At 43.1% G+C, this 23,999-nt stretch carries 19 protein-coding genes; 14 read left to right on the forward strand and 5 right to left on the reverse strand.

Annotated features, from left to right (window positions below; translation table 11 throughout):
* The first annotated feature begins 2 nt into the window (after positions 1-2).
* The 5 genes from AX660_RS15620 (at position 3) to ilvN (ending at position 7,505) form a co-directional block, all read left to right on the forward strand.
* Positions 3-3,182, forward strand: a complete 3,180-nt coding sequence (locus tag AX660_RS15620) for an efflux RND transporter permease subunit (RefSeq protein WP_068378574.1) — start codon at positions 3-5, stop codon at positions 3,180-3,182.
* Entirely contained in the window at positions 3,175-4,554 is a 1,380-nt protein-coding gene (locus AX660_RS15625) for an efflux transporter outer membrane subunit (RefSeq protein WP_068378576.1), read from the forward strand. The genes AX660_RS15620 and AX660_RS15625 overlap by 8 nt, the downstream gene beginning before the upstream one ends.
* A 163-nt stretch (positions 4,555-4,717) precedes the next feature.
* On the forward strand, positions 4,718-5,089 hold the full coding sequence (gene maoP / locus AX660_RS15630; RefSeq protein ID WP_068378578.1) for a DUF413 domain-containing protein: 372 nt from the start codon (positions 4,718-4,720) through the stop codon (positions 5,087-5,089).
* A gap of 200 nt (positions 5,090-5,289) precedes the next feature.
* Positions 5,290-7,008, forward strand: coding sequence for an acetolactate synthase 3 large subunit (locus tag AX660_RS15635; protein WP_068378580.1), 1,719 nt, complete (start codon positions 5,290-5,292; stop codon positions 7,006-7,008).
* A complete protein-coding gene (ilvN, locus tag AX660_RS15640; RefSeq protein WP_068378582.1) occupies positions 7,008-7,505 on the forward strand; it encodes an acetolactate synthase small subunit in 498 nt (165 codons plus the stop codon). Before AX660_RS15635 ends, ilvN begins: the two co-directional genes overlap by 1 nt.
* 66 nt (positions 7,506-7,571) lie before the next feature.
* Here ilvN and AX660_RS15645 read toward each other — a convergent pair whose 3' ends face one another.
* Both AX660_RS15645 and AX660_RS15650 read right to left on the reverse strand, forming a co-directional pair.
* The gene (locus AX660_RS15645) at positions 7,572-8,147 is read right to left on the reverse strand and encodes a thymidine kinase (RefSeq protein WP_068378584.1); all 576 of its coding nucleotides are present in this window, start codon (positions 8,145-8,147) and stop codon (positions 7,572-7,574) included.
* A 70-nt stretch (positions 8,148-8,217) separates the two neighbouring features.
* A complete protein-coding gene (locus AX660_RS15650; RefSeq protein WP_327082859.1) occupies positions 8,218-10,149 on the reverse strand; it encodes a putative bifunctional diguanylate cyclase/phosphodiesterase in 1,932 nt (643 codons plus the stop codon).
* Between the two features lie 384 nt (positions 10,150-10,533).
* Here AX660_RS15650 and AX660_RS15655 point away from each other — a divergent pair, with 384 nt between their 5' ends.
* The 3 genes from AX660_RS15655 to AX660_RS15665 all read left to right on the forward strand — a co-directional run bounded on the left by AX660_RS15655 (position 10,534) and on the right by AX660_RS15665 (position 12,547).
* Entirely contained in the window at positions 10,534-10,791 is a 258-nt protein-coding gene (locus AX660_RS15655) for a DUF3081 domain-containing protein (protein WP_068378588.1), read from the forward strand.
* A gap of 87 nt (positions 10,792-10,878) precedes the next feature.
* A complete protein-coding gene (lpxL, locus tag AX660_RS15660) occupies positions 10,879-11,811 on the forward strand; it encodes an LpxL/LpxP family Kdo(2)-lipid IV(A) lauroyl/palmitoleoyl acyltransferase (RefSeq protein ID WP_068378590.1) in 933 nt (310 codons plus the stop codon).
* Positions 11,804-12,547, forward strand: coding sequence for a toxin co-regulated pilus biosynthesis Q family protein (locus AX660_RS15665; RefSeq protein WP_327082858.1), 744 nt, complete (start codon positions 11,804-11,806; stop codon positions 12,545-12,547). Before lpxL ends, AX660_RS15665 begins: the two co-directional genes overlap by 8 nt.
* A 48-nt stretch (positions 12,548-12,595) precedes the next feature.
* On the opposite strand, the gene glnE is transcribed toward AX660_RS15665, so the two are convergent.
* Together glnE and AX660_RS15675 are read right to left on the reverse strand one after the other, a co-directional pair.
* Positions 12,596-15,472, reverse strand: a complete 2,877-nt coding sequence (glnE, locus tag AX660_RS15670; protein WP_068378595.1) for a bifunctional [glutamate--ammonia ligase]-adenylyl-L-tyrosine phosphorylase/[glutamate--ammonia-ligase] adenylyltransferase — start codon at positions 15,470-15,472, stop codon at positions 12,596-12,598.
* Positions 15,473-15,493: 21 nt separating this feature from the next.
* On the reverse strand, positions 15,494-15,826 hold the full coding sequence (locus AX660_RS15675; protein WP_068378597.1) for a GIY-YIG nuclease family protein: 333 nt from the start codon (positions 15,824-15,826) through the stop codon (positions 15,494-15,496).
* A 196-nt stretch (positions 15,827-16,022) separates the two neighbouring features.
* On the opposite strand from AX660_RS15675, the gene trhA reads away from it, so the two are divergent.
* The 3 genes from trhA (at position 16,023) to AX660_RS23415 (ending at position 18,133) form a co-directional block, all read left to right on the forward strand.
* Positions 16,023-16,664: a PAQR family membrane homeostasis protein TrhA gene (gene trhA / locus AX660_RS15680; protein ID WP_068378599.1), complete on the forward strand. Its 642-nt coding sequence runs from the start codon at positions 16,023-16,025 to the stop codon at positions 16,662-16,664.
* A 99-nt stretch (positions 16,665-16,763) separates the two neighbouring features.
* Positions 16,764-17,798 carry an XrtA/PEP-CTERM system-associated ATPase gene (locus AX660_RS15685; protein ID WP_068378605.1) on the forward strand — a complete coding sequence of 345 codons (1,035 nt, stop codon included), beginning with the start codon at positions 16,764-16,766 and terminating at the stop codon, positions 17,796-17,798.
* Between the two features lie 164 nt (positions 17,799-17,962).
* Complete coding sequence (locus AX660_RS23415; RefSeq protein WP_164483520.1) at positions 17,963-18,133, forward strand: hypothetical protein; 171 nt, start codon at positions 17,963-17,965, stop codon at positions 18,131-18,133.
* Between the two features lie 112 nt (positions 18,134-18,245).
* On the opposite strand, the gene AX660_RS15690 is transcribed toward AX660_RS23415, so the two are convergent.
* A complete protein-coding gene (locus AX660_RS15690) occupies positions 18,246-19,094 on the reverse strand; it encodes a LysR family transcriptional regulator (RefSeq protein ID WP_068378702.1) in 849 nt (282 codons plus the stop codon).
* 152 nt (positions 19,095-19,246) lie between these two features.
* Between AX660_RS15690 and gcvT the strand changes: the two genes are divergently transcribed.
* The 3 genes from gcvT (at position 19,247) to gcvP (ending at position 23,798) form a co-directional block, all read left to right on the forward strand.
* Positions 19,247-20,326: a glycine cleavage system aminomethyltransferase GcvT gene (gcvT, locus tag AX660_RS15695; protein ID WP_068378607.1), complete on the forward strand. Its 1,080-nt coding sequence runs from the start codon at positions 19,247-19,249 to the stop codon at positions 20,324-20,326.
* 49 nt (positions 20,327-20,375) lie between these two features.
* Positions 20,376-20,765 (forward strand): glycine cleavage system protein GcvH, encoded by a 390-nt coding sequence (gcvH, locus tag AX660_RS15700; RefSeq protein WP_068378608.1) that lies wholly within the window; start codon positions 20,376-20,378, stop codon positions 20,763-20,765.
* A gap of 120 nt (positions 20,766-20,885) precedes the next feature.
* Entirely contained in the window at positions 20,886-23,798 is a 2,913-nt protein-coding gene (gene gcvP / locus AX660_RS15705) for an aminomethyl-transferring glycine dehydrogenase (protein ID WP_068378610.1), read from the forward strand.
* The last annotated feature ends 201 nt before the right edge of the window (positions 23,799-23,999 follow it).

Consider the following 23,999-nt stretch of genomic DNA (forward strand, 5'->3'; position numbering starts at 1 on the left):
TCATGTTGTCGCAATTTTTTATTAGGCGGCCGATTTTTGCGGCCGTGCTGTCTTTGTTATTTTTTATCAGTGGTGCTATTGCAGTGTGGCAACTACCCATCACTGAATACCCAGAAGTGGTACCGCCTACCGTGGTGGTAACAGCAAACTACCCGGGAGCCAATCCGAAGGTCATAGCTGAAACGGTAGCGTCGCCATTAGAGCAAGAGATCAATGGTGTTGAGGACATGTTGTATATGTCGTCTCAGGCGACCTCTGATGGCCGTATGACTTTAACAGTAACCTTTGCCATCGGTACTGATGTTGATCGAGCTCAATCACAGGTACAAAGCCGAGTTGACCGAGCTAAGCCCCGTTTACCCCAAGAAGTGCAACGTTTGGGCATAGTGACGGAAAAATCGTCACCAGATTTAACTATGGTCGTGCATTTAACCTCGCCAGATAGCCGTTACGATATGTTGTATTTGTCTAATTATGCGGCGCTGAATGTTAAAGACGAACTAGCGCGTATCGAAGGTGTGGGTGCTGTGCGTTTATTTGGTGCGGGTGAATACAGCATGCGTGTATGGCTTGACCCTAACAAGGTCGCCGCACTGGGTTTGTCGCCTAATCAGATTATTGCCGCTATACGTGAGCAAAATCAGCAGGCTGCTGCCGGTAGTCTGGGTTCCCAGCCTAGTGGTAGTGCTGACTTTCAATTATTGATCAACGTTAAAGGCCGTTTGGCGAAAGTTGAAGAATTCGAAGACATTATTATTCAAGTAGGAGAACGGGGTGAAATAAGCCGTTTGAAAGATGTCGCTCGTATTGAATTAGGTGCTTCAAGTTATTCACTACGTTCTTTGTTAGATAATAAAGACGCAGTCGCAATTCCGGTGTTTCAGGCCTCAGGCTCCAACGCTATACAGATCTCTGATGACGTTAGAGCCAAAATGGCTGAGTTGGCAACTAACTTTCCGGACGGGCTGAGTTACGACATTGTTTACGACCCGACGGTTTTTGTCCGTGGTTCAATTGAAGCAGTAGTAAAAACCTTGTTTGAAGCCTTGTTGTTGGTGGTATTAGTGGTAGTGCTGTTTTTACAAACCTGGCGCGCCTCGATCATTCCTTTGGTTGCTGTACCTGTATCTTTAGTCGGTACCTTTGCCTTTATGCATTTGTTGGGTTTTTCCCTCAATGCTCTGTCGCTATTTGGTTTGGTTTTAGCCATTGGCATAGTCGTAGATGATGCCATAGTGGTGGTTGAAAACGTCGAACGTAATATCAGTGAAGGGCTATCACCCATCGCCGCTACCCAAAAAGCCATGAAAGAAGTAACCGGCCCGATAGTAGCGACAACCTTGGTATTGGCCGCAGTGTTTATTCCAACGGCGTTTATGTCGGGTTTAACCGGGCAGTTTTACATGCAGTTTGCCTTAACTATTACCATATCTACTTTTATCTCAGCAATTAACTCACTGACTTTGAGCCCTGCTTTAGCGGCCATGTTATTGAAAGGTCATGGCGAGAAAAAAGACGTATTAACTCGTGGCATGGATAAAGTCTTCGGCGCCTGGTTATTTAATCCCTTTAACCGTTTTTTCACTCGTTTATCTCATGGTTACAGTTGGTTAGTGGTTAAGGTACTGCGTTTTGGGGTGATCGTCGGTTTAATGTATGTGCTGTTGTTGGGACTGACTGGTGTGCAATTTGCGGCGACTCCAACAGGTTATGTACCAGGGCAAGACAAACAATACTTAGTGGCTTTTGCTCAGTTGCCGGACGCCTCGTCATTGGAGCGCACCGAAGCGGTGATTAAACAAATGTCAGACATCGCGCTCGCGCAGCCGGGTGTAGCTCACTCAGTGGCTTTTCCTGGTTTAAGTATCAATGGTTTTACCAATAGCCCAAATAGCGGGATTGTTTTCACGCCACTGGATGATTTTAGTCAACGTCAAGATCCTTCTTTATCCGCCAATGCGATTGCAGCGGCTTTAAACCAGAAGTTTGCGGGTATTGAAGATGCTTTTATTGCGATATTTCCACCGCCTCCGGTGCAAGGTTTAGGCACTATCGGTGGTTTTAGATTGCAAATTCAAGACAGAGGAAACTACGGTTACGAAGAGTTGTTTAATGTAACCATGCAGGTAATGCAAAAAGCCTGGGCTACTCCTGAATTGGCTGGTGTGTTTTCGAGCTATCAAGTGAATGTGCCACAGCTTGATTTAGACATTGATCGTACCAAAGCTAAACAACAAGCCGTTTCACTGGATGAGGTGTTTCAAACATTGCAGGCCTACATGGGCTCAGTCTATGTGAATGACTTTAACCAGTTTGGTCGTACCTATCAGGTTAACTTACAAGCTGATGAGCAATTCCGTCAAAGCCCTGAGCAAATATCTCAGTTAAAAGTACGTAATCAGCAAGGTGACATGGTGCCTCTTGGCTCGTTTATTAACGTAACGAACAGTGCTGGCCCTGATCGTGTGATGCATTACAACGGTTTTACCACAGCTGAACTTAACGGTGGCCCTGCACCGGGCTTCAGTAGTGGTGAAGCGCAAGCAGCCATTGAAAAAATTCTTGCAGAGACTTTGCCCAATGGCATGACCTACGAGTGGACAGAGCTCACCTACCAACAGATTTTGGCGGGTAACGCTGGCATGTTTATTTTCCCCTTAGTGATTTTGTTGGTGTTTATGGTGCTGGCTGCCCAGTATGAAAGTTTGAGTTTGCCGCTGGCCATCATCTTAATCATTCCTATGACCTTGTTGTCGGCGCTCAGTGGTGTGCTGATTTATGGCGGTGATAACAACATATTTACCCAAATAGGTTTGATCGTGCTAGTGGGATTAGCAACTAAAAACGCCATCCTGATTGTCGAATTTGCTAAAGAGCTTCAGGACAATGGTATGAGTGCGAGAGAAGCCATTTTAGAGGCGGGTCGTTTACGTTTGCGCCCCATCTTGATGACCTCTATCGCCTTTATTATGGGTGTAGTGCCTATGGTTTTTTCCAGTGGAGCGGGTGCCGAAATGCGTCAGGCTATGGGGGTAGCGGTATTCTCAGGCATGATTGGTGTAACGCTGTTTGGTTTGGTACTAACGCCACTCTTTTATTATGCCCTAGCCAAAAGAGGTGAGGCTATTCAGCAGGTAACAAATACAGATGTGAACATTCAGGAGCACAGAAGCCATGGATAATTATTTTAGTTTAGCTAACTTGGCCTTTGCGATTATGTCGATTAGCGGTTGTGCCGTGGGACCTGATTACACGGCACCTCTGGCGGTGGAGCAAATCCAACTTGTACAACCTTATCAACAAGCGACGCAGGCAACTCGTTGGTGGCGTGCTTTTGATGATGCCGAGCTTAATCGTTTAGTCAGTATTGCCTTAGAACAAAACCGAAGCTTAATAAAAGCACAGGCTAATGTTGCACGGGCGGCAGCCATTTTTAACGATACTGACAATGATTGGTTACCTAAAGGTTCTGTGGATACAGACTATCAGGCCGGTGAAAACACTACTATCGCAGCGACTGACAACAATGTGGTCAGTCGCGGTAGCAGACTTGGTGCTAATTTGTCTTGGGATCTGGACCTGTTTGGTAAGATTCGTCGGGCTACAGAGGCAGCGGCGGCAAATGCCGAGCAGGCCGAGGTTTTATGGCATGAAGCGCAGGTACAAATCATCAGTCAGGTTGCTAGTAGTTATGGCGATTATCGCGGTGCACAATTACGTTTGCAGGTGGCGGAGAAGAACTTAGACAACTTGCAACAAACCCGCAATATCGTGGAGGTGAGGTTGGATGCCGGTTTTGCTTCTGATTTTGAACTTGCTCGTGTTGATGCGCAATTTTATGCCATTAAAACCATGGTACCAACTCTCAACACTGACCTATTACGTGCCAAAGCAACCTTGTCGGCTTTACTGGGTAAAGCTCCGGGTGAACTTAACTTGGCTGATGCCACGCCTTTGCCTCAGCTAAACCATCCAGTGAGTATCGAAGATAGCCGGGCCTATCTTAGTTTCCGAGCTGATGTGGCGGCTGCCGAGCGCAAATTGGCGGCGAGTACGGCGGATATTGGGGTGGTAACGGCTGATCTGTATCCGGCACTTTCAGTTAAAGGCTTTTTGGGATTTGTCTCTGGGCCGGGTTTGGCTCTTAATACTGCCAATCAAGCATGGTCTTTAGCGCCAACCTTGAGTTGGCAAGCTGCTGATTTAGGCTCGGTAAGAGCCAAAATCAGAGCGGCTGACGCAAGCGCTAAAATGGCCTTAGCGGATTTTGAGCAACAGGTGTTTGATGCGCTAAATGACATGCAACTGTCATTGGATACTTATAATCTGAGTCGAGAGCAGCAGTTATTCAGTGAACTGCAATACAAAGCGAGCACTAAGGCCATGATTATTGCTCGTGTTCGATATGAAGCGGGTAATGGTGAGTTTTATGATTTGCTTGATGCTGAGCGGACGTGGTTGCAAAGTCGTGATCAACTGGCACAAATTCAACATCAGAGCTTTGTTAAGTTAGTCTCTGTTTATCGAGCTTTTGCTGGTGGTTTAACAATTTAACAACAGGAAATTAAAGCGGAAATCTAATTAGTGACAAGAAATAACTTTTTTCTTTAAATAATCTGAATTAAACGTTGACAGATTCCAGTTTTAAATTATAAAGCAAACCAAAGATCAGTGATCTTAAACTTAGTTAATTTAACTTTATTACGTGGGTGTTGTGATGGCAAAACTTACTAGAGAATCTTTGGTTACACGTGTATTCAGTGATCCTAAAAATTATCCTTACGGTTTTTCCCGTTCAGGTGATTTTTCGATTAGTGAAAGTAAAGCTTTAAGCCAGTATGGCTGCTTGATTGCTGCTTTGGCTGATGGCCAGTTAGAGCCGACTACTGAAGAAGATAAAAGCTATTTAGCGTCTTTGCACGGTGAAAAACCGCCAGGCACCGTGGCCGAAAAAGCCTGGTTGAAATATCAGAAACGCATAAATCGCCCCAAAATGGGCAGTATCTATGGTTCCCATAGAACCAGTCTGGGCGATGATGAAGATTCAGTAGTGGAAGACAGCGACTTAGAAATAGAGATGGACGATTAGTTTTAAAAAACTTCGATGTTCTATCCTATTTTTTAAGTAATTCTGCGTCAAATTAGAATATTTATCCTAATATTTCCTAATATTGGGATATATATCTCACTTTTATCGTTTTTACTGTTTTATCTTCCTACTCGCTACAGTATAGTTTCGCCTCGTTAGGTCAAATAGTAATAAGTTTTTAAAATTCGGGAGAGTTTCTGATGGAAATGATGTCAGGCGCCGCCATGGTTGTGCGGACGCTCAAAGATATAGGAGTTAAACATGTATTCGGTTACCCAGGTGGTGCCGTACTCGACATTTATGACGCTTTATATGCGCAAACAGATGTCGAACATGTACTCGTCCGTCACGAACAAGCAGCAGCACATATGGCAGATGGTTATGCACGGTCTACTGGTTTAACCGGTACTGTACTCGTGACATCAGGCCCTGGTGCAACTAATACCTTGACGGGCATAGCAACAGCTTATATGGATTCCATTCCTATGGTTATCCTGTCTGGTCAAGTGCCCTCTAAGCATATTGGTGAAGACGCCTTTCAGGAAACCGACATGGTCGGTTGTTCTCGCCCCATCGTAAAACATAGCTTTTTAGTCAAACGTGCTATCGATATTCCAGAAGCGATTGCCAAAGCGTTTTATATTGCCAGTACCGGTCGTCCGGGCCCCGTGGTTGTCGATTTACCTAAAGACATAGTAAACGTCGCAGAAGAACACCCTTATGTGTTCCCAACTGATGTGACTATGCGCTCGTATAATCCAACCTTAAAAGGCCATAACAAACAAATCAAAAAAGCAGTGAGTACTTTACTCGAAGCTAAACGTCCGGTTATTTATGTGGGCGGTGGCGCGGTTATTTCTGAAGCTAGCGCTTTAGTCACTGAAATTGCTGAAAAACTGCAAGCACCGGTGACCTCTACTTTGATGGGACTTGGCGCGTTTTCGAGTACTCATGACCAGTTTGTTGGCATGTTAGGTATGCATGGTCGTTTGGAAGCAAACAAAGCCATGCACAATGCCGATTGTATCTTGGCCTTAGGCGCGCGTTTCGATGATCGTGTGACTAACAACGTTGAAAAATTCTGCCCCCACGCCACCATTATCCATGTGGATATCGATCCCGCGTCTATCTCAAAAACCATCGCCGTGCATATTCCGGTTGTGGGCAGCGTAGACAAAGTTGCCGAGCAATTGCTTGAGCAAATGGGCAAGGTTGATGCTAAAGCACAAAAAGCTAAGTTAGCTGATTGGTGGCAGCAAGTTAATCAATGGCGTGAGCGTGATTGTTTGGCTTATCAAAAAGACAGCAAACTCATTAAACCGCAAGAAGTCATTGAGTCGCTATACAAACATACTAAAGGAGAAGCTTACGTGAGTTCTGACGTAGGCCAGCATCAGATGTTTGCTGCTTTGTATTATCCTTTTGCTAAACCTCGTCGTTGGATCAACTCTGGTGGTTTAGGCACTATGGGCTTTGGTTTACCGGCGGCTATGGGCGTGCAAATGGCTCATCCTGATGCTATTTCTGCCGTGGTAACGGGTGATGGTAGTATTCAAATGAACATCCAAGAATTAGCCACTTGTTTGCAATACAATTTGCCAATCAAAATCATCTCATTAAATAATCGTGCCCTAGGTATGGTGAGACAGTGGCAGGACATGATTTATAAAGGTCGTCATTCTCATTCTTACATGGATTCAATGCCTGATTTTGTGAAGCTAGCGGAAGCTTATGGCCATGTGGGTATCCGCGTGACGGATCCGGCTGAATTAGATGACGCTATGGCCCGTTGTTTTGCCATGAAAGATCGTTTGGTGTTTATGGATATTGAAATCGATCAAAACGAACACGTTTACCCCATGCAGATTAAATTTGGTGCCATGGACGATATGAGATTAAGTAAAACGGAGCGTACATAATGAAGCGTATTTTATCGGTTCTAATGGAAAATGCCCCAGGCTCTTTGTCGCGTATAGTGGGTGTGTTTTCGCAACGTGGTTACAACGTTGACTCTTTGTGTGTGGCACCGACAGACGATAAAAGTTTGTCACGGGTCACCATTACTACTCAAGCAGACGACAAAGTCATTGAGCAAATCACCAAGCAAGTTAACAAACTTATTGACGTGCTAAAAGTGGTTGATCTGACTGATGGTAGCCATGTTGAGCGAGAGTTGATGTTGATCAAGGTCGCTACTCGTAGCGAATTGGTGCGTTCTGAAATTCACCGAAACGTGGATATCTTTCGTGCGCAAATCGTTGATGTGGATAGCACTAACTATACCATTCAAGTCACGGGTACCAGCGACAAGCTAGATGCCTTTGCCCATACGCTAGGCCAAACTACTGAGATCATTGAAGCGTCTCGCACCGGTATTTGTGGTTTAGCTCGGGGCGAAAAAGCCTTACGTCCATAGACTAAAGCCTGATTAGAATAAAGGCTCCGAGTGGAGCCTTTTTTGTATCTGTTTGAGCTGTCGTCTTTACCAAACTAATTCTTTGAAGTGTTTACGGCACATAGATTCATATCTGTCGTTGCCACCGACTTCTACTTGCTCACCTTCTTTAACTGCTTGTCCTTGTTCATCAATTCTGACTACAAAGTTGGCTTTACGGCCACAATGACAAATGGTTTTAAGTTCGATAAGTTTGTCGGCCCAAGCGAGCAAATAACGGCTGCCTGCAAAGGTTTCGCCCAAAAAGTCAGTGCGTAAACCATAGGCTAATACTGGAATATCCAAATCATCTACCACAGTGACCAACTGCTGCACTTGCTGTTTATTCAAAAACTGGGCTTCGTCGATAAAAACACAGTGAATTTTTTGTTTGGCGTTAAGTTCAGTTATATCGTCAAGCATATCCGACTGAGAGTTAAACAGATGTGCAGTGGACGCTAAACCAATACGTGAGGCAACTTTGCCTAAGCCAAAACGGTCATCTAAGGCCGCAGTGAATATTTCGGCGTGCATGCCACGCTCTGCGTAGTTATAAGCAGATTGCAGTAGTGACGTTGATTTACCCGCATTCATGGCGGAGTAATAAAAATAGAGTTGTGCCATTTAGATTTCCATGGACTCAAAAGAGTAGTGTGCCTTTAATGGCAATAATTTAACATTCAGCGTCTTATTTTCAGACAGGAAAATTGGATATGGGATTTTGCCATACAATTAGGTCTTCATTTTTCATTGGTTTGGCAAAATAATAACCCTGCAAATAGTCCACACCCATAGCGGATAGTGCAAGCGCTTGTGCTCGGGTTTCTACACCTTCTGCGACCGTTTTACAGTTCAGTTCACGGGCGATAAATAGAGTGGCACGAATAATGGCATCACCTTTACCTTCAATATTATCGACGAAGGCTTTATCAATTTTTACGTAGTTAACCGGCAAAGTTTGCAGCTGTGAAAGAGACGAATAACCCGTGCCAAAATCATCAATAGATACATGGATATTGCGGGATTGAATTTGTTGTAACTGAGTGCGGATTTTCTTTTCGTTATCCACAAAGGTGGATTCGGTAATTTCTAAGTGTAAACGTTCAGGAGGCAGGCCACTACTGCGTAGTATATTATCCAGTAGACGAATAAAACCATCATCCATTAATTGAATCACCGATACATTGACCGACACAGCGGCTCGTTGATTAAACTGCCAATGTTTGGCATCCATACAAGCGCGATTAAGCACCCAGGCACCAATTTCTTTGATCAATCCGGATTTTTCTGCCAATGGAATAAATATATCCGGGCCGATAAATTTGCCATCAAAGTTCCAGCGCAATAGGGCTTCAAATGACCAAGTGGTATTGTCTTTAGCACTTTGAATAGGTTGATAACAAAGATAAAGTTGTTTTTTCTCTAGCGCGTGTTGTAAACCTTCAAGGATCATTTGTGAGGCTTCAATTTTGCCTTTTAGTTCGGTAGAAAATACTCTAGGTTTGCGTATGCCTAATTGTTTTTGTTCACACATAGTTAAGTCGGCTAATTGAATAAGGTCAGCGGCATTGAGGCTGTGTACAGGAGCAAGGGCGATGCCTACCGAGGCACTTAAATATAGTTCATTACCACTGACATTAATTGGCTGGGCAATGCTAGTCATCATCGCACTAGCAATCGACATCGCTGTATCTTGATCACTGTAGGGTAGGGCTACCAAAAACTCATCACCCCCCCATCTGCCACAACGATTGGCATCGGAAAATGCCGATAAACGATTAGCTACTTCGATTAAGGTGCTGTCGCCTACCTGATGACCCATAGTGTCATTGATCTTTTTAAAGCCGTCTAAATCAATAAAAAGTAAGGCGGCTGGGTTGCCATTTTCGACTGATTTTTCGATCAAGCTATCCAGTTCTGAGGTAAAGGCTTTGCGATTTCTTAAGCCCGTTAGGGCATCTAAATTGCTTAACTGAAAGATTTTTTCGGTACGTTTAATGACCTCTTGTTCAAGATCATAATTAACGGTATTTAATTTTGTCGTGGCTTGTTCAAGTTCGCGGTTAACGTTAGAAACCTGATCTTTTTTGTTGTTTAGCTCATCTAATAACTGTGAGTTGATATTTTTAAGTTTGATGGCTTCTTGGGTGAACCGTGAGGAGCGCATACCAGACATGACCATGACGGCACAAAAAAACAGGCCTAAAAAGCCAAGTAGATTACGGCTATGTTCGGGAGATAAAAGCCCCAAAATTGCGATGGGCAAAATCAAAATAATGGAGTAAGAAACAGGTAAATGGCGACTGCCGGCTAGTACCGCTGTGGATCCGCCAGCCATTGCTGACACCACCACGACAGTGGTTGAATATTCGATAATATCCATAGTATCGAAAAAATAGCAGCAATAAAAACACCAGCATAGCGCCGTTAATATACAACCAATGGAAAAACGCCAGAGACCGAGTTCACCGTTTGGAGTGCCTCCATGACGGCTTTGTATATACCAGACAATAATATCGATAATACGGAGGCTTAAAATGCTCATCATAAACCCCCACCACAAGATTTTTGTATCATAGGTGGGATCTGACATAAAACCGAAGGCTAGTACACTGGCAGCAATCATACTCATTATCATGCCAGCCAAGCCATTGCTGTAAAGCATCTTGGCCGAGTCTAGCGCGAGTAATTGACTGAGATTTCGATCAGTGTTGATATCTCACTACCTCAATTTTGCCGAAAGTCATAAATCTAATGAGACAAACTATTAGAGTTTGTAAACGAGTAACAATGGCAAAGTTTAATCAAATTTAACAATTAAGCTAGCAATTTTAGAGCAGCCAGCAAACTCTAATTCACTATTTAGCGAGTGCAAGCAATGGGTTATAGTCGATTAATGTCTTAGCGGCTTCGGCTCAATATACCTGTCATTATGGTACTATCGTTTTGCACAAGTTTGTTTGCTTAGCTTACTAAAGATTGCAGTGGAAACGAATAACGAGGGTGAAACGTGAAAAATGAAATTGATAGTAAATTTATCCTGCAAGTTTTTGAAATTATTCGCTTGCATGGTGAAAAAAAGGGTGAAAATTATTTTTTGCAGGGCATTGAAGCCAGTAGTGATTTTGATGGTTATACCTTGTTTTTACAGGATGCTCAGGTGCAATTAAGTTTTGGCTTTCATAATCAATATCATCTGGACTATCTCAAAGAAGAGCATCTTGAACAATTTATAGACAAATTAAAGGCGATCAAATCCAGAAAGTAGGCTGAGTGTGTGCTGTGCAAGCTGGTCAGTTTAGATTTACTTAGTAAATAGAATACAATAACAAAAAATAGGAAAAGAGGATGTGTTTTGCAGCAGAGAAAGGTAATAGCACCAAAATTTGAATGGTCTTTTTTGTTACCTCGTTATTGGTTGACTTGGGTGAGTATCGTACTGCTTTACACTATTTCATGGTTACCCTATCGCTTACAGCTTTGGTTGGGACGAGGCATAGGGCAGCTCATCAAGTTATTTGCCCATAAACGTTATCAAGTTGCTAAACGTAATCTGGAGCTGTGTTTTCCTCATTATAGTGAGCAGCAAAGGGCGCGTATTCTGGCTGCCAATGTCAATAATGCTGGCATGGCCATATTAGAAACCAGCATGGGTTGGTGGTGGCCAACCTGGCGTGTTGCCCGAAAAGCTGAATTTGAAGGCTACGAGCATATCGAAGCCATTTTAGCCAAAGGTAAAGGTGTTTTGATATATTGTATCCATAATATGAATCTGGAGTTTTCGGTACGAGTAGCCGGTTTAAAAACGCCTTCCGTAGCTTTTTATCGTAAACATAATAATAATTTAATGGAATACATGCAGTATCACGGTCGCAACCGTTCAAATAAATACATGGTGAATAAAAGGGATGTGCGTGGATTAATCAATGCGCTGAACGATGGAGAAGTGTGTTTTTATTTGCCTGATCAAGATTATGGTAAAAATAAATGTGAATTTGCTCCCTTATTTGCCGTACCTCAAGTCGCCACTACCACCGGCTCTTTATTGTTTGCCCAGCAAGCTAACTGCGAAACCCTGTTTATAGCTTCGGTGCGCACAGCCACTGGTTATTGTATTAAAATTTTCCCTGGTCTGGAGAATTTCCCCAGTGGTGACGATAACTATGATGTCACTCGAATGAATAAAAAAATTGAAGAAATGATCCTTATCGCACCCGAACAATATCTGTGGATGCATAAACGTTTTAAAACTCGTCCCGATCCTACGGAGCCTTCATTATATGGCTAAGCCTGGTCAATCTGATAAGTTGCGTTCTAACTTAGCCCCTTCGGATAAGCTGCGAAGAAATCAGAATCAATCCGAAAAAATTAAAACAAAACGTGCTGAAGTAGCCAAACTCGCCGCGCCGCTAACTAAAAAAACATCGGAGTCAATGTTTTGGGCTAAACATCTGGCTCTAGGCATATTAATTATTGTGGTGGGAGCTGTGGTAATTGTTTTGCAACAAAACAATGAATCATTACCAGAACCGGAAGGTGCACAACGTCCCAAATCATTAGCTGAAAACATGAGCAAGTTCTATTCTGAATATCGCTTGTCATCTCGTCATCCCAGAGACGATAGTTTAGGGGACTTTGTGCTCGAAGTGAAAAAATCAGAGCAGCCCCTCAATACCCGTTTACAACAAATGGAAAGTTTACAAAAGCCGATTTCCGGGCGCTGGGTGGGAGAGCATAAACATCGTACTTTTAAAGCAGGCATGACACTACGAAGTGCGATTACCGATTATGCCCAAGCCGAAGGTATGCAGGTTATTTGGGAGCTGGATCAGGACTTTATCGTTAAAAATCAGTTTCAGATGGATAACACTATCCTCGGCAGTTTGCGTATTATTGCAAATGCCATCGATTCAAATTTTGATGGCAAAGTGAAAGCCTATGTGTGCCCTAAACAGCGTTCTTTGGTGATCACTGAAACTGCCACCGACTACCTCGAAGAACAATGCGTTGAAGCGCGTAAGTAGCCAGTGTTTTAAAAGGCGGCTAGCCTAAATCGCGTTTGCACTAAGCTGCTACTGCATAATGTGCTGCCAGATTGTTTTGACATTTTGCTGATGTTTTTTGAGCTCTGGATTGAACAGTGCTGAACCACTGTTTTGCAACGTTAACCTGTGATTATGGTTGCGGTACATTAAATAGGCTGTTTTTAAATCTACGGCGGCCTGAGGATCAATGAAGCCAGTATCAATCAAAGATTCAAGTACCCTTACATTATCCGTCCAAGTAGCCAAAGCATGAGCTTGATGACAATATGTTAAGGTTAAAAATTGCACGATAAATTCGATATCTGCTATTCCACCTGCATCTTGTTTTAAATCAAAATGTTCTGTCGTGCCTTTAGCCAAATGGCGACGCATTTTTTCACGCATCTCCACTACCTGAGTTCGTAGTTCGTTTACGTCACGTTGCCTAGACAATATCTCTAAGCGCAAAGCCATAAAATTTTGCTGTAAGGCTTTATCTCCGTTGATAAAACGCGCGCGACATAAGGCCTGATGTTCCCAGGTCCATGCCTCGTTATGTTGATAGGTTGCAAAGCCGTTAAAATGACAGACTAATAAACCTGACTGTCCGGCAGGACGCAGGCGCATATCCACTTCGTAGAGTAGCCCTAAGCCTGTTTTAGTGGTGAAAATATGAATTATTCTTTGGGCTAATTTGAAATAAAAAGCGCTGCTTTCAATAGGTTTTGGGCCGTTGCTTAATTGATTGCCATCACAGCTGTGCACAAAAACCAAGTCGAGATCCGAGCCATATCCCAGCTCAAGTCCGCCGAGTTTACCAAAGCCTAAAACCGCAAAACTCTTTTCAACTATGCTGCGTGGCCCAGCAGTTGTGCATGTCGGTTCACCATGTTTTTCGGCTATTTGTTGCCAAGCGATATCCACCACATAGCCCACAATGGCTTCAGCTAAATAGGTCAGGTGATCACTTACCTTCATAATCGGCAGAGCATCAGCAATATCAGCTGCCGCGATTTTTAATTGCTGACTGAGTTTAAATTGGCGTAAGGTTTCCATTTGTAACTCAAGATCCTGCTCTTCAACCCTTAATAAAGCACGTCTGAGTTCACTCGGATACTCACGCAACTCGGTGGGATGATAAAGGGTGGCAGGGTTGATCAGTTCGTCGAGCAATAAAGGAAAGCGTGCAAGCTGTTCAGTTACCCAAGGGCTAGCATTACATAGACTAACCAATTGTTTGAGCGCGCCCTGATTAGCCAACAGTAATTCTAGATAAGCGGTTCGGCCTAAAATCGCATTAAATACTCGTAGTACCCGCTGTAATCTCTCAACCGCGTTAGATTCAGGTGTAGCCAATACGTTGACAATTAATAAGGGCATCAAACTATTAAGGGTATTAAAACCGCGCTGGCCAATTCGACTAGAGCTAAGGCGGGTATTAAATTCGAGCAAAATTTCTTTAAACTTAAGGGCTTGCTCTGCCTCTAACCAAGGTTTGAGCAATGCCTGGCATTCAGCTTCGTCGAGTTGTAACTGCCATAGATCAATGGCTGCTTGTAGTTCATGGCTGGGAGCTTCAACTTCGTCTGATTTTTCTTCACCAATTAACAATAAAAACTGGCTGTGGATATAATCCGTATAGCCCTGCAGGCTAGTTAAAAAGTCAGCGTAAGTGGTATATCCCAGCACAGCGATCAAACGGCTCTGGTCTTGTTCATTATCGGGTAATAGCTGGGTTTGTTTATCATTAAACTGCTGTAAACAATGCTCAACTTTGCGCAACCATAAGTAACTACTAAGGAGCTGTTTTGCTTCTTTTTCAGGTATGACTTGGAGTTCTGTTAGTTGTGCAACCGCCTGCAATAAACTGTGTACTTGTAAACTTGGCTCACGACCGCCTCTGATCAGTTGCAAGCTTTGCACGATAAATTCAGCCTCGCGAATGCCACCTTGACCAAGTTTAATATTGTTTACTAAGCCTCTTCTGCGTACTTCTTGTTGAATTAAAGCCTTCATATTGCGCAAGGATTCAATGGCGCTGAAATCCAAATAACGTCGATAGACAAAGGGTTTTAGTATCCCTTGTAAGATTTCAGTGTAAGGATCGGCTGAATTTAAGATCCGACCTTTTAACAAGGCATAACGTTCCCATTCACGGCCTTGTTCCTGATAATAATCTTCAAAAGCATCAAAATGGAGGACCAAGGGACCGCTGTCACCTAAAGGCCTTAAACGCATATCCACTCTAAAAACTTGGCCTTCGACAGTGAATTGGTGCAAAGCTTGGATCAGGGCTTGGGCTAATTTGGTAAAAAATTGCTGATGCTCGATGGACTGACGACCGCCTTGGGTTTCACCTTGGGCTGGAAACGTAAAAATCAAATCAATATCAGAGGAAAAATTAAGTTCTGCACCCCCAAGTTTACCCATACCTATAATTAGCAGAGGTTGAGGACCAAACTCACCTTGAGGTGTGCCAAAACGCTCAGCGAGTTTGGCATATAACCAGTCACTGGCTTGAATAATGAGCTGATTGGCTAACAGGGATACTTGTTGTAGTGAGGTTTCAATATTTTGTAAATTGAGCAAATCACGCCAAGCAATACACATCATATGTTGATGTCTAAATTGTCTTAAACAGCGGTGGAGCTCTACCTCATTAGTGACTTCTGCAATTTTATGCCTAAGTAATGTCGCGTAATCTGGTAATGGATTATTGGCTTTTACATCGGTTAGTAGCTGATTGAGCACCTGCGGCGCTTTAATGCAGTGTTCAAAGATAAAATCACTTAAGGCAAAGACACGTTGAATGTCATGCTGCTCATCGGCCCATTGCGGCGCAAAGTCTGCCAATTGTTGTAAGTCTGACCAACGTCGTGTGGCTAATTGTTGGAGTGATTCCGAAAGCGTCAGGAGTTTAGACATGAAGATCCTCAGTACAAGAGTTTAAATGGCGGTAGGCACTTTGTTATGGGGCACAGGGCATTTTATTATGGGAAAAGTGCATTCTGTTATCACAAAAGGAGAACGCAGGCGCTCATTTACAAAATCGTTTTTATCCATTTTGCTTAATTTTTTGATCCAAAGTTCCATTTTTAAGGCGCTTGAATGGTCTGCAATCTGGCAACAGTAAATCAAACGCAAAGGACCTTTACCTTTCAAGGCTTTAGCACATTTGGGGCCGTTGCTGTTGTGCTCCTCAAATCGCCTATTTAGATCTTTACAAATGCCAGTGTAAAAATGCCCTAATTTATTTTCGATAATATAAACAAACCACATTTAGCAAATATCAGAGTCAAATAAAAAGAGTAAGTTAGCAGATAGTAGAGGCAAAACAAGGGCAAAGTTGTTGGATAATCAAAGCCTTGGCAACAATCTCAACAGGAATTAGTTGTCGCAGCAAAATAATCGCTTTCAGTGTACATGTGTACGCTCAAAATGTATGATGAATTAATTCTTCCTTTGTTACTTATCTATGTCTCAGTTCAATACTTTACCAATCGCTTATTCTGCAGTCGAAGAACGCTTTAATGCACTTACTCATGGTTTGGGTTTTATCGCTGCGGTGGTGGGCTTAGTTTTTTTGTTGATAAAAGCGCAAGGAATTTACGCGCAGCTTGTTGTTAGTATTTATGCCGTGTCCATGTTGATGATGTTTTTATCATCCACTTTATATCATGGCGTTTCATTGCCCCACCTCAAACAAATATTTAAAATCATTGACCATGTAGCAATATACCTATTGATAGCAGGTACTTACACACCTTTTATGTTGCTTAGTGTTGGTGGCTGGATGGGAGTTACGGCGACAGTATTAATTTGGCTAGTGGCCCTAACAGGGATCTTATTTAAGTGTTTTGCCCGAGGACGTTTTCCGAAGTTGTCGGTGATCACTTATCTGCTGATGGGCTGGTTTGCAGTGTTATTTGTTTATCCACTTTATCAAGCATTGGCCGCCGAAGGTTTTTGGTTGTTGGTGCTTGGCGGCCTCTGTTATACCGTGGGTGTGGGGTTTTACGTGGCCAAACACAAACAATTTACCCACGCCATTTGGCATGCTTTTGTCGTAGCAGGTTGTTTGTCTCATTTTTTTGCTATTTATCATTATGTGATTTGAATAGCTCTTATGCCCCGTTATTTATTGCTAAGCCTTAAGGTATTGGCTTAAGCTAAACGCCTTTTTTACCTAGTACTATGGATCAAGTGACTAATTATTATGTATGAGAATTACTACGGACTGAGCTCTAAACCATTTCAATTGACTCCCGATCCCAGCTTTTTTTATGGCAGTAAGTGGCATAAAAGAGCGATGTCTTACTTGCAATACGGTTTATCTCAGGCAGAAGGTTTTATCGTTATTACCGGTGACATTGGAACGGGAAAAACGACCATCGCCAATAGTTTGCTGGATCAAATGCAAGACGACATCGTGGCGGCGCAAATAGTTACGCCAAAACTAAGCCCTGATGAACTGGTTAAAATGGTTGCCAGCAAGTTTCATATTAATGTGCAGGGCAGCACTAAATCAGACATTCTTAACGATCTTGAAGCATTTTTAATGAGCCTGCATAAACAAGGTAAAAGGGCTTTGTTATTGGTTGATGAAGCGCAAAATTTGCCGCTGGAAACCATCGAAGAGTTGCGTATGTTGTCCAATTTTCAAGCCGCAGGCAAACCTTTGCTACAAAGCTTTTTATTAGGCCAAGAAGAACTTCAACCCATTTTGCGCGCACCTAATATGGAACAGTTCCGCCAACGCATAGTCGCCTCTTGTCATCTTGCGCCATTAACGGATGTAGAGTGTCAGGCCTATATCGAATACCGTATGCACCACGCAGGATGGAGTGGCAATAAACTATTTTCTGAAGGTGCTTATGATCGGATCTATCAGTTTACTCATGGTGTACCACGTAAAATTAATACTTTGATGGACAGGATCTTGTTATATGGTTTTTTAGAAGAGCTTGAAACTTTAGACGAAAATGCCGTCGAAAATGTGATCAAAGAAGTATCAGAAGAAATGTTTCAGCCTGAAAAATTGCAAGCGGCAACAAGCGAGCCTGCAAGCATCTTAGATGCTCCTGTGGAGCAAGGACAAATTAAAGACGTTGAGTATTATAAAACTATGCTGACCGAATTAGTGGATGCTTTGGATAATGCCATCAGTCAAAAGATCAAATTAACTCGCTATATTGATCGTTTGTTAAAGAAAAAATATAAGACCTATATACGCCTGAAATCAGATGATTGAGTGATTTTTGAGCGCTTTTTAGTTTAAAAGAACAAAAAGATCAAAAATAGTTAAGAATTTGTTAAAAAAGTCGATGTATTTAGTGAACCAATTGGTTAATATCTTTTCCAAGGATACAGAATAACAAAAATAACAACGTAATCTTAGAACTTGATGGGGGGCTCATGAAATACGCAGGTAACAACAAACCACAGTCTAATGCTTATTTAGCTGACTTTAATATGATGAAAGATCGTCGTAAGGCCTATTACCATGGGAAATACAATAAAGAAGTATTTTCTATCGTGTTGTTGTTAGCTTGTATTGCGATGTTTGTGGTACGTCAAGGCGCTTAAGCGACCTTCATCCAGAATTAACGTAAACCACCTTTAAGTTAAGCTTAAAGGTGGTTTTTTTATGTCTGATGTTTTTGTGCACTGCGCAAATTGATCTGCAAATTGATTACCATTAACTCGCCAAACGAGATTGAATGAACTCTGCGAGTTTTGAGCTGGCTTGCGGGTGCAGAGAGTCTTTGAGGAACAAACAGATCTTTATGCTGCCAAGGTCAGGCAGATTAGGGTGTTCGATAATATCGAGTTGCTCCGGTACACTGCTTCTAGCCAGTGCACTAATGCCTAAACCCTGTTTTATTGCTGCGGTGATGCCGGTGAGGTCAGCATTGGTATAACTAATGCGCCATTTTAAGGTTTGCATTTTTAACTTACTGATCACGCGACTACGATAAACACAGCCGTCTGGTGCTAATACTAGGGCTAAACTCTCCTGACTTAAGGGACGATTTTTATCGCCTACCCAGACTAAGTCATCATTCAGTATCAACTGCCCTTCAGTGGGTTTATCAGGGTCAATTAAGGCCATTACCAGGTCAAAGCCCTGAGCATTATCAGTACTCAATAAAGACTTACTTAAAGCCGAAGTCACTTCTAAAGAAACATTGGGATATAAGTGACTAAACTCGCCAATGATGCTCGGCAGCAGGGTAGTGGCAAATTCGCTAGGGATCCCTAATCTGAGTCGGCCTTTCAAAGACACAGGCTGAAACTGTCTGAATAGTTCATCGTTTAAGGCAAGCATCTGCTGTGCTGTTTTATATAGCTTTAAACCCTCATGATTAACCTGATGACGTTGTCCTACTTTGTCAAACACCTTGCTCTCTAATTGTTGCTCCAACTTTTTAATCTGCAAACTAATGGCGGGTTGTGAACGCCCAAGCTTTTCTCCGGCTTTGGCATAACCACCCAAATCAATGACGGCGACAAAGGTACGTAAATTATCTAATGAAAGTTGTTTCATGACCATGTAGAACAGCTTGATAAATAAGGTAATCTAATGATTATTGATAGATACATAAGTTTTGTAAATGTAAATATTAAAAATTCCAATTTGTTGTGCGTCGGCTCGCTGCCTATACTTCGGCCATATTTCATTTATCTGTCGTAATTCCCATGCCTAATAAAACAGTCCTTTATGCAAAACATCTTGAATCTTCAGCCAAAATGGTTGATTTCCATGGCTGGGAAATGCCGATTAACTATGGCTCGCAAATAGAAGAACATCACGCCGTGCGTAAAGATGCCGGTATGTTTGATGTGTCGCATATGACCATAGTGGATGTAGTGGGGTCACAGGCCAAAGACTACTTACGTTATTTGCTAGCCAACGATGTTGAAAAATTGCAAGACAAAGGCAAGGCGCTCTATAGCGGCATGTTAAACGAAAATGGCGGCGTGATTGACGACCTCATTGTGTATTACTTTGATGCCAGTAATTATCGTTTGGTGGTTAATTCGGCCACCCGCGAAAAAGACATGAATTGGCTTAACGCTAAAGCTCAGGGCTTTGATGTCCGAGTGGTAGAACGTCCTGAATTTTCGATGATCGCCGTACAAGGTCCAAATGCCAAAGAAAAAGCCCACAGTGTTTTTTCGGCAGCGCAGATTGAAGCTGTTACAGGCATGAAAGTATTTTACGGCGTGCAAGCCGAAGATTTATTTATCGCGACAACTGGGTATACCGGCGAAGCAGGTTATGAAATTATTGTACCAAGTGATGAAGCCTCGGCCTTGTGGCAACAATTATTAGACGCAGGTGTAACGCCTTGTGGCCTCGGTGCTCGTGATACCTTGCGCCTTGAAGCGGGTATGAATTTATATGGTCTAGATATGGATGAAACGATTTCGCCATTAGCCGCCAATATGGGATGGACTATCTCATGGGAACCACAAAGCCGTAATTTTGTTGGCCGCAGTGCACTTGAACAACAAAAAGCCGCTGGCACAGAAAAACTGGTGGGCTTAGTCATGACCGAAAAAGGGGTATTACGCTCAGGCTTAAAAGTCATGGCCGATGGTGTTGAAGGTGTGATCACTTCCGGAACTTTTTCTCCCACACTAGGGCATAGTATTGCTATGGCGCGCGTACCCGCATCAGTAGGTGCAACAGTTGAAGTGGAAATGCGCAAAAAGTGGGTTACAGTAAATGTGGTCAAACCTAGTTTTGTCAGAAATGGTAAAAGTACCTTATAAAAAACCTGTTTGAACTAACAAATTTTCAGCAATAAATTTAGGAAACGTTATGAGCAATATACCTACAGATTTACGTTTTGCATCCACTCACGAATGGGTACGCCCTGACGGAGATGGTATTTTTACAGTTGGCATCAGTGACCACGCTCAAGAGTTGTTGGGTGATATGGTATTTGTTGAATTACCTGATGTTGGCGCTGGCGTTGGCGCGGGTGATGATGTTGCTGTAGCTGAATCTGTTAAGGCAGCTTCTGATGTTTATGCACCGATAACGGGTGAGATTGTTGAAGTAAACGAAGCCTTAGAGCACTCGCCAGAGTTAGTTAACAGCGACCCCTATGGCGAAGGCTGGTTATTTAAAATTAGAGCCGAAGATGCAGAAGAAGTTGAAAGCTTATTTGATGCCGAAGGGTACGAAAACAGCATAGACGAAGAATAGATCTCTACAGCAAGTGAAGCGAATTTTTTGCTTCACTTTTGAGTCATTTTTCATTTTCACCATGTCAGGGCAAGTGTCGGTTTTGCCCTGTCACACTCCAGCAGGAAGTTTTAGTCTCTTATGTCATTAGCAAATTTTTCACTTTCACAACTTGAGCAATCCCAAGATTTTATTCGCCGTCATATTGGCCCTGGCGAGTCTGAAATAGCATCGATGTTGGCCGCCATTGGCGCCACTTCGCTAGATGATTTGGTGCAGCAAACTGTGCCAGAAAACATCCGCTCTAAATCAGCATTAAAAGTGGGCGAAGCGCAAACTGAAGTACAAGCCTTAAGTTATTTAAAAAGTGTTGCTAAAAAAAATAAGCTGAATAAATCTTACATTGGTATGGGTTATTACGACACCCTAACCCCCAATGTGATTTTGCGTAATGTACTCGAAAATCCCGGCTGGTATACCGCTTATACCCCTTATCAACCTGAAATTGCCCAAGGTCGCCTTGAAGCCTTACTTAACTTTCAGCAAGTCACCATCGATTTAACCGGAATGGAATTGGCGTCAGCCTCTTTGTTAGATGAGGCCACCGCAGCAGCCGAAGCCATGGGCTTAGCTAAACGTATGTCAAAAAACAGCAAAGCCAATGCGTTTTTTATAGCAGACGATGTGCACCCACAAACCTTAGACGTAGTGACGACTCGTGCTGACATGTTTGGTTTTGATATTATTGTAGGCAAAGCCCAAGACGCTGCCAGCCACAATATCTTTGGTGCCCTGTTACAATATCCGGGCACTAGCGGTGTGATCACTGATTTAACTGACATCATTGCTGCCATTCAAGCCAACAAAGGCATAGTGGCGGTTGCTGCCGACTTACTTAGCTTAATGTTACTTAAATCCCCAGGCGAAATGGGGGCCGATGTGGTCTTAGGTTCAGCTCAACGTTTTGGTGTGCCTATGGGCTATGGTGGTCCTCATGCAGCCTTTTTTGCTACTCGTGATGATTACAAACGTTCATTGCCTGGCCGTATTATTGGGGTGTCTAAAGATACTCGTGGTCGTCCAGCTTTGCGCATGGCCTTACAAACCCGTGAGCAACATATTCGCCGCGAAAAAGCCAACTCCAACATATGTACCGCGCAAGTACTTTTAGCCAATATGGCGTCGTTTTATGCGGTATATCATGGCCCACAAGGCCTAAAGACTATCGCGTCGCGGGTACACCGCTTTGCTGACATCTTAGCCGCTGGTTTACAAAAAGCGGGTTTTGAACTGGTCAACAACACCTGGTTTGATACTTTAAGCATCAAAGTGGGTAAAAACAAAGCTGGCATAGTTGAACAAGCCTTAGCGGCCGGAATCAATCTACGTAGTGATGTTGAAGGGGTTTTAGGTCTGAGCCTTGACGAAACCACCACCCGAGCTGATCTGCAAACCTTATTCAGTGTGTTTACGGGTGCCAATGTTGAGCTCGATATTAATGCCTTTGATAGCGCAATTGTAAAAAATGGTAGCCAGTCTATTCCGGCAGCTTTAGTGCGTGAATCAAAAGTATTAACTCACCCTGTATTTAATAGCTATCAGTCAGAAACTGAAATGCTACGTTATATTAAATCTTTAGAAGACAAAGACTTAGCCTTAAATCATTCGATGATATCCTTGGGCTCGTGCACCATGAAACTCAACGCTACCGCTGAGATGATCCCCGTCACTTGGCCAGAATTTGGCAAATTGCATCCTTTTGCGCCTATCGAGCAAGCGCAAGGTTACAAACAAATGATGGACGAGCTAAGTGAGTGGCTTATTGATATTACCGGCTACGATGCTCTGTCGATGCAGCCTAACTCAGGCGCTCAGGGTGAATACGCCGGTTTGATCACCATTCAAAAATATCATCAAAGCCGTGATCAGGGTCACCGCAATGTATGTTTGATCCCAAGCTCTGCCCACGGTACTAACCCGGCAACGGCCCAAATGGTCAGTTACAAAGTGGTAGTCGTTAATTGTGATAAAAACGGCAACATCGATGTAGCAGATTTACGTAAAAAAGCCGCAGAAGTCGCTGATAATTTAGCTTGTGCCATGATCACTTATCCTTCGACTCATGGAGTATACGAAGAAACCATCAAAGAAATTTGTGACATCGTGCATGAGTTTGGTGGCCAAGTGTATATCGATGGCGCCAACATGAACGCCCAAGTCGGTTTAACTTCACCCGGTTTAATCGGTGGTGATGTATCCCACTTAAATCTACACAAAACCTTTTGTATTCCGCACGGCGGCGGCGGCCCAGGTATGGGGCCAATCGGCGTAAAATCACACTTAGCGCCATTTTTACCTAACCACAAAGTGATTGGTGTTGAAAACGTAGGTGATGGTTCTGTCAGAACAAACGGGGCAGTATCGGCAGCACCATGGGGCAGTGCCTCTATCCTACCCATCAGCTATATGTACATCAAAATGATGGGCAGCGAAGGCCTTAAAAAAGCCACAGCAGTAGCTATTTTAAATGCCAACTACGTAGCCAAACAACTCAGCGCCCATTATCCTGTATTGTACCGTGGCCGTAACGAACGTGTTGCTCACGAATGTATTATCGATTTACGTCCACTAAAAGAGTCATCTGGCGTAAGCGAAATGGACGTGGCTAAGCGCCTAAATGACTACGGTTTTCACGCGCCAACCATGAGTTTTCCGGTTGCGGGTACCTTGATGATCGAACCCACTGAATCAGAATCAAAAGCTGAACTAGACCGTTTCATCGAAGCCATGCTCAGCATCCATGCTGAAATCGTTAAAGTCGAATCAGGCGAGTGGGATGCCATCGATAACCCACTACACAACGCACCCCATACGCTGGCTGATATTTGTGATAGTAATTGGACTCGCAGTTACGATCGCCAACTTGCTGCTTACCCAGTAGCCGCTGTTGCCCGTAACAAGTTTTGGCCATCGGTAAACCGTATTGATGATGTATGGGGGGATCGTAACTTAAATTGTGCTTGCCCGTCGATAGACACCTATCGCGAAGAATAATTTTTTTGTCGTATTCCAATTAAGTATGTGACTTTATTTCGGTAGTTTGTGAGTGCAATAAAGTCTGTGAATGGTATTTGTTAGCAGTAAACAAAATGAGAAAGCTCATGATCACAACAGATCTAGTTTAAAACTGAACAGATCTAGTTTGGGTCTGCAAATCAAGTTGGAAACTAATAGTAGAAGGTGATCGAAAGGTCA

Source organism: Paraglaciecola hydrolytica (assembly GCF_001565895.1).
In the GTDB taxonomy this organism is placed as follows: Bacteria; Pseudomonadota; Gammaproteobacteria; order Enterobacterales; family Alteromonadaceae; genus Paraglaciecola; species Paraglaciecola hydrolytica.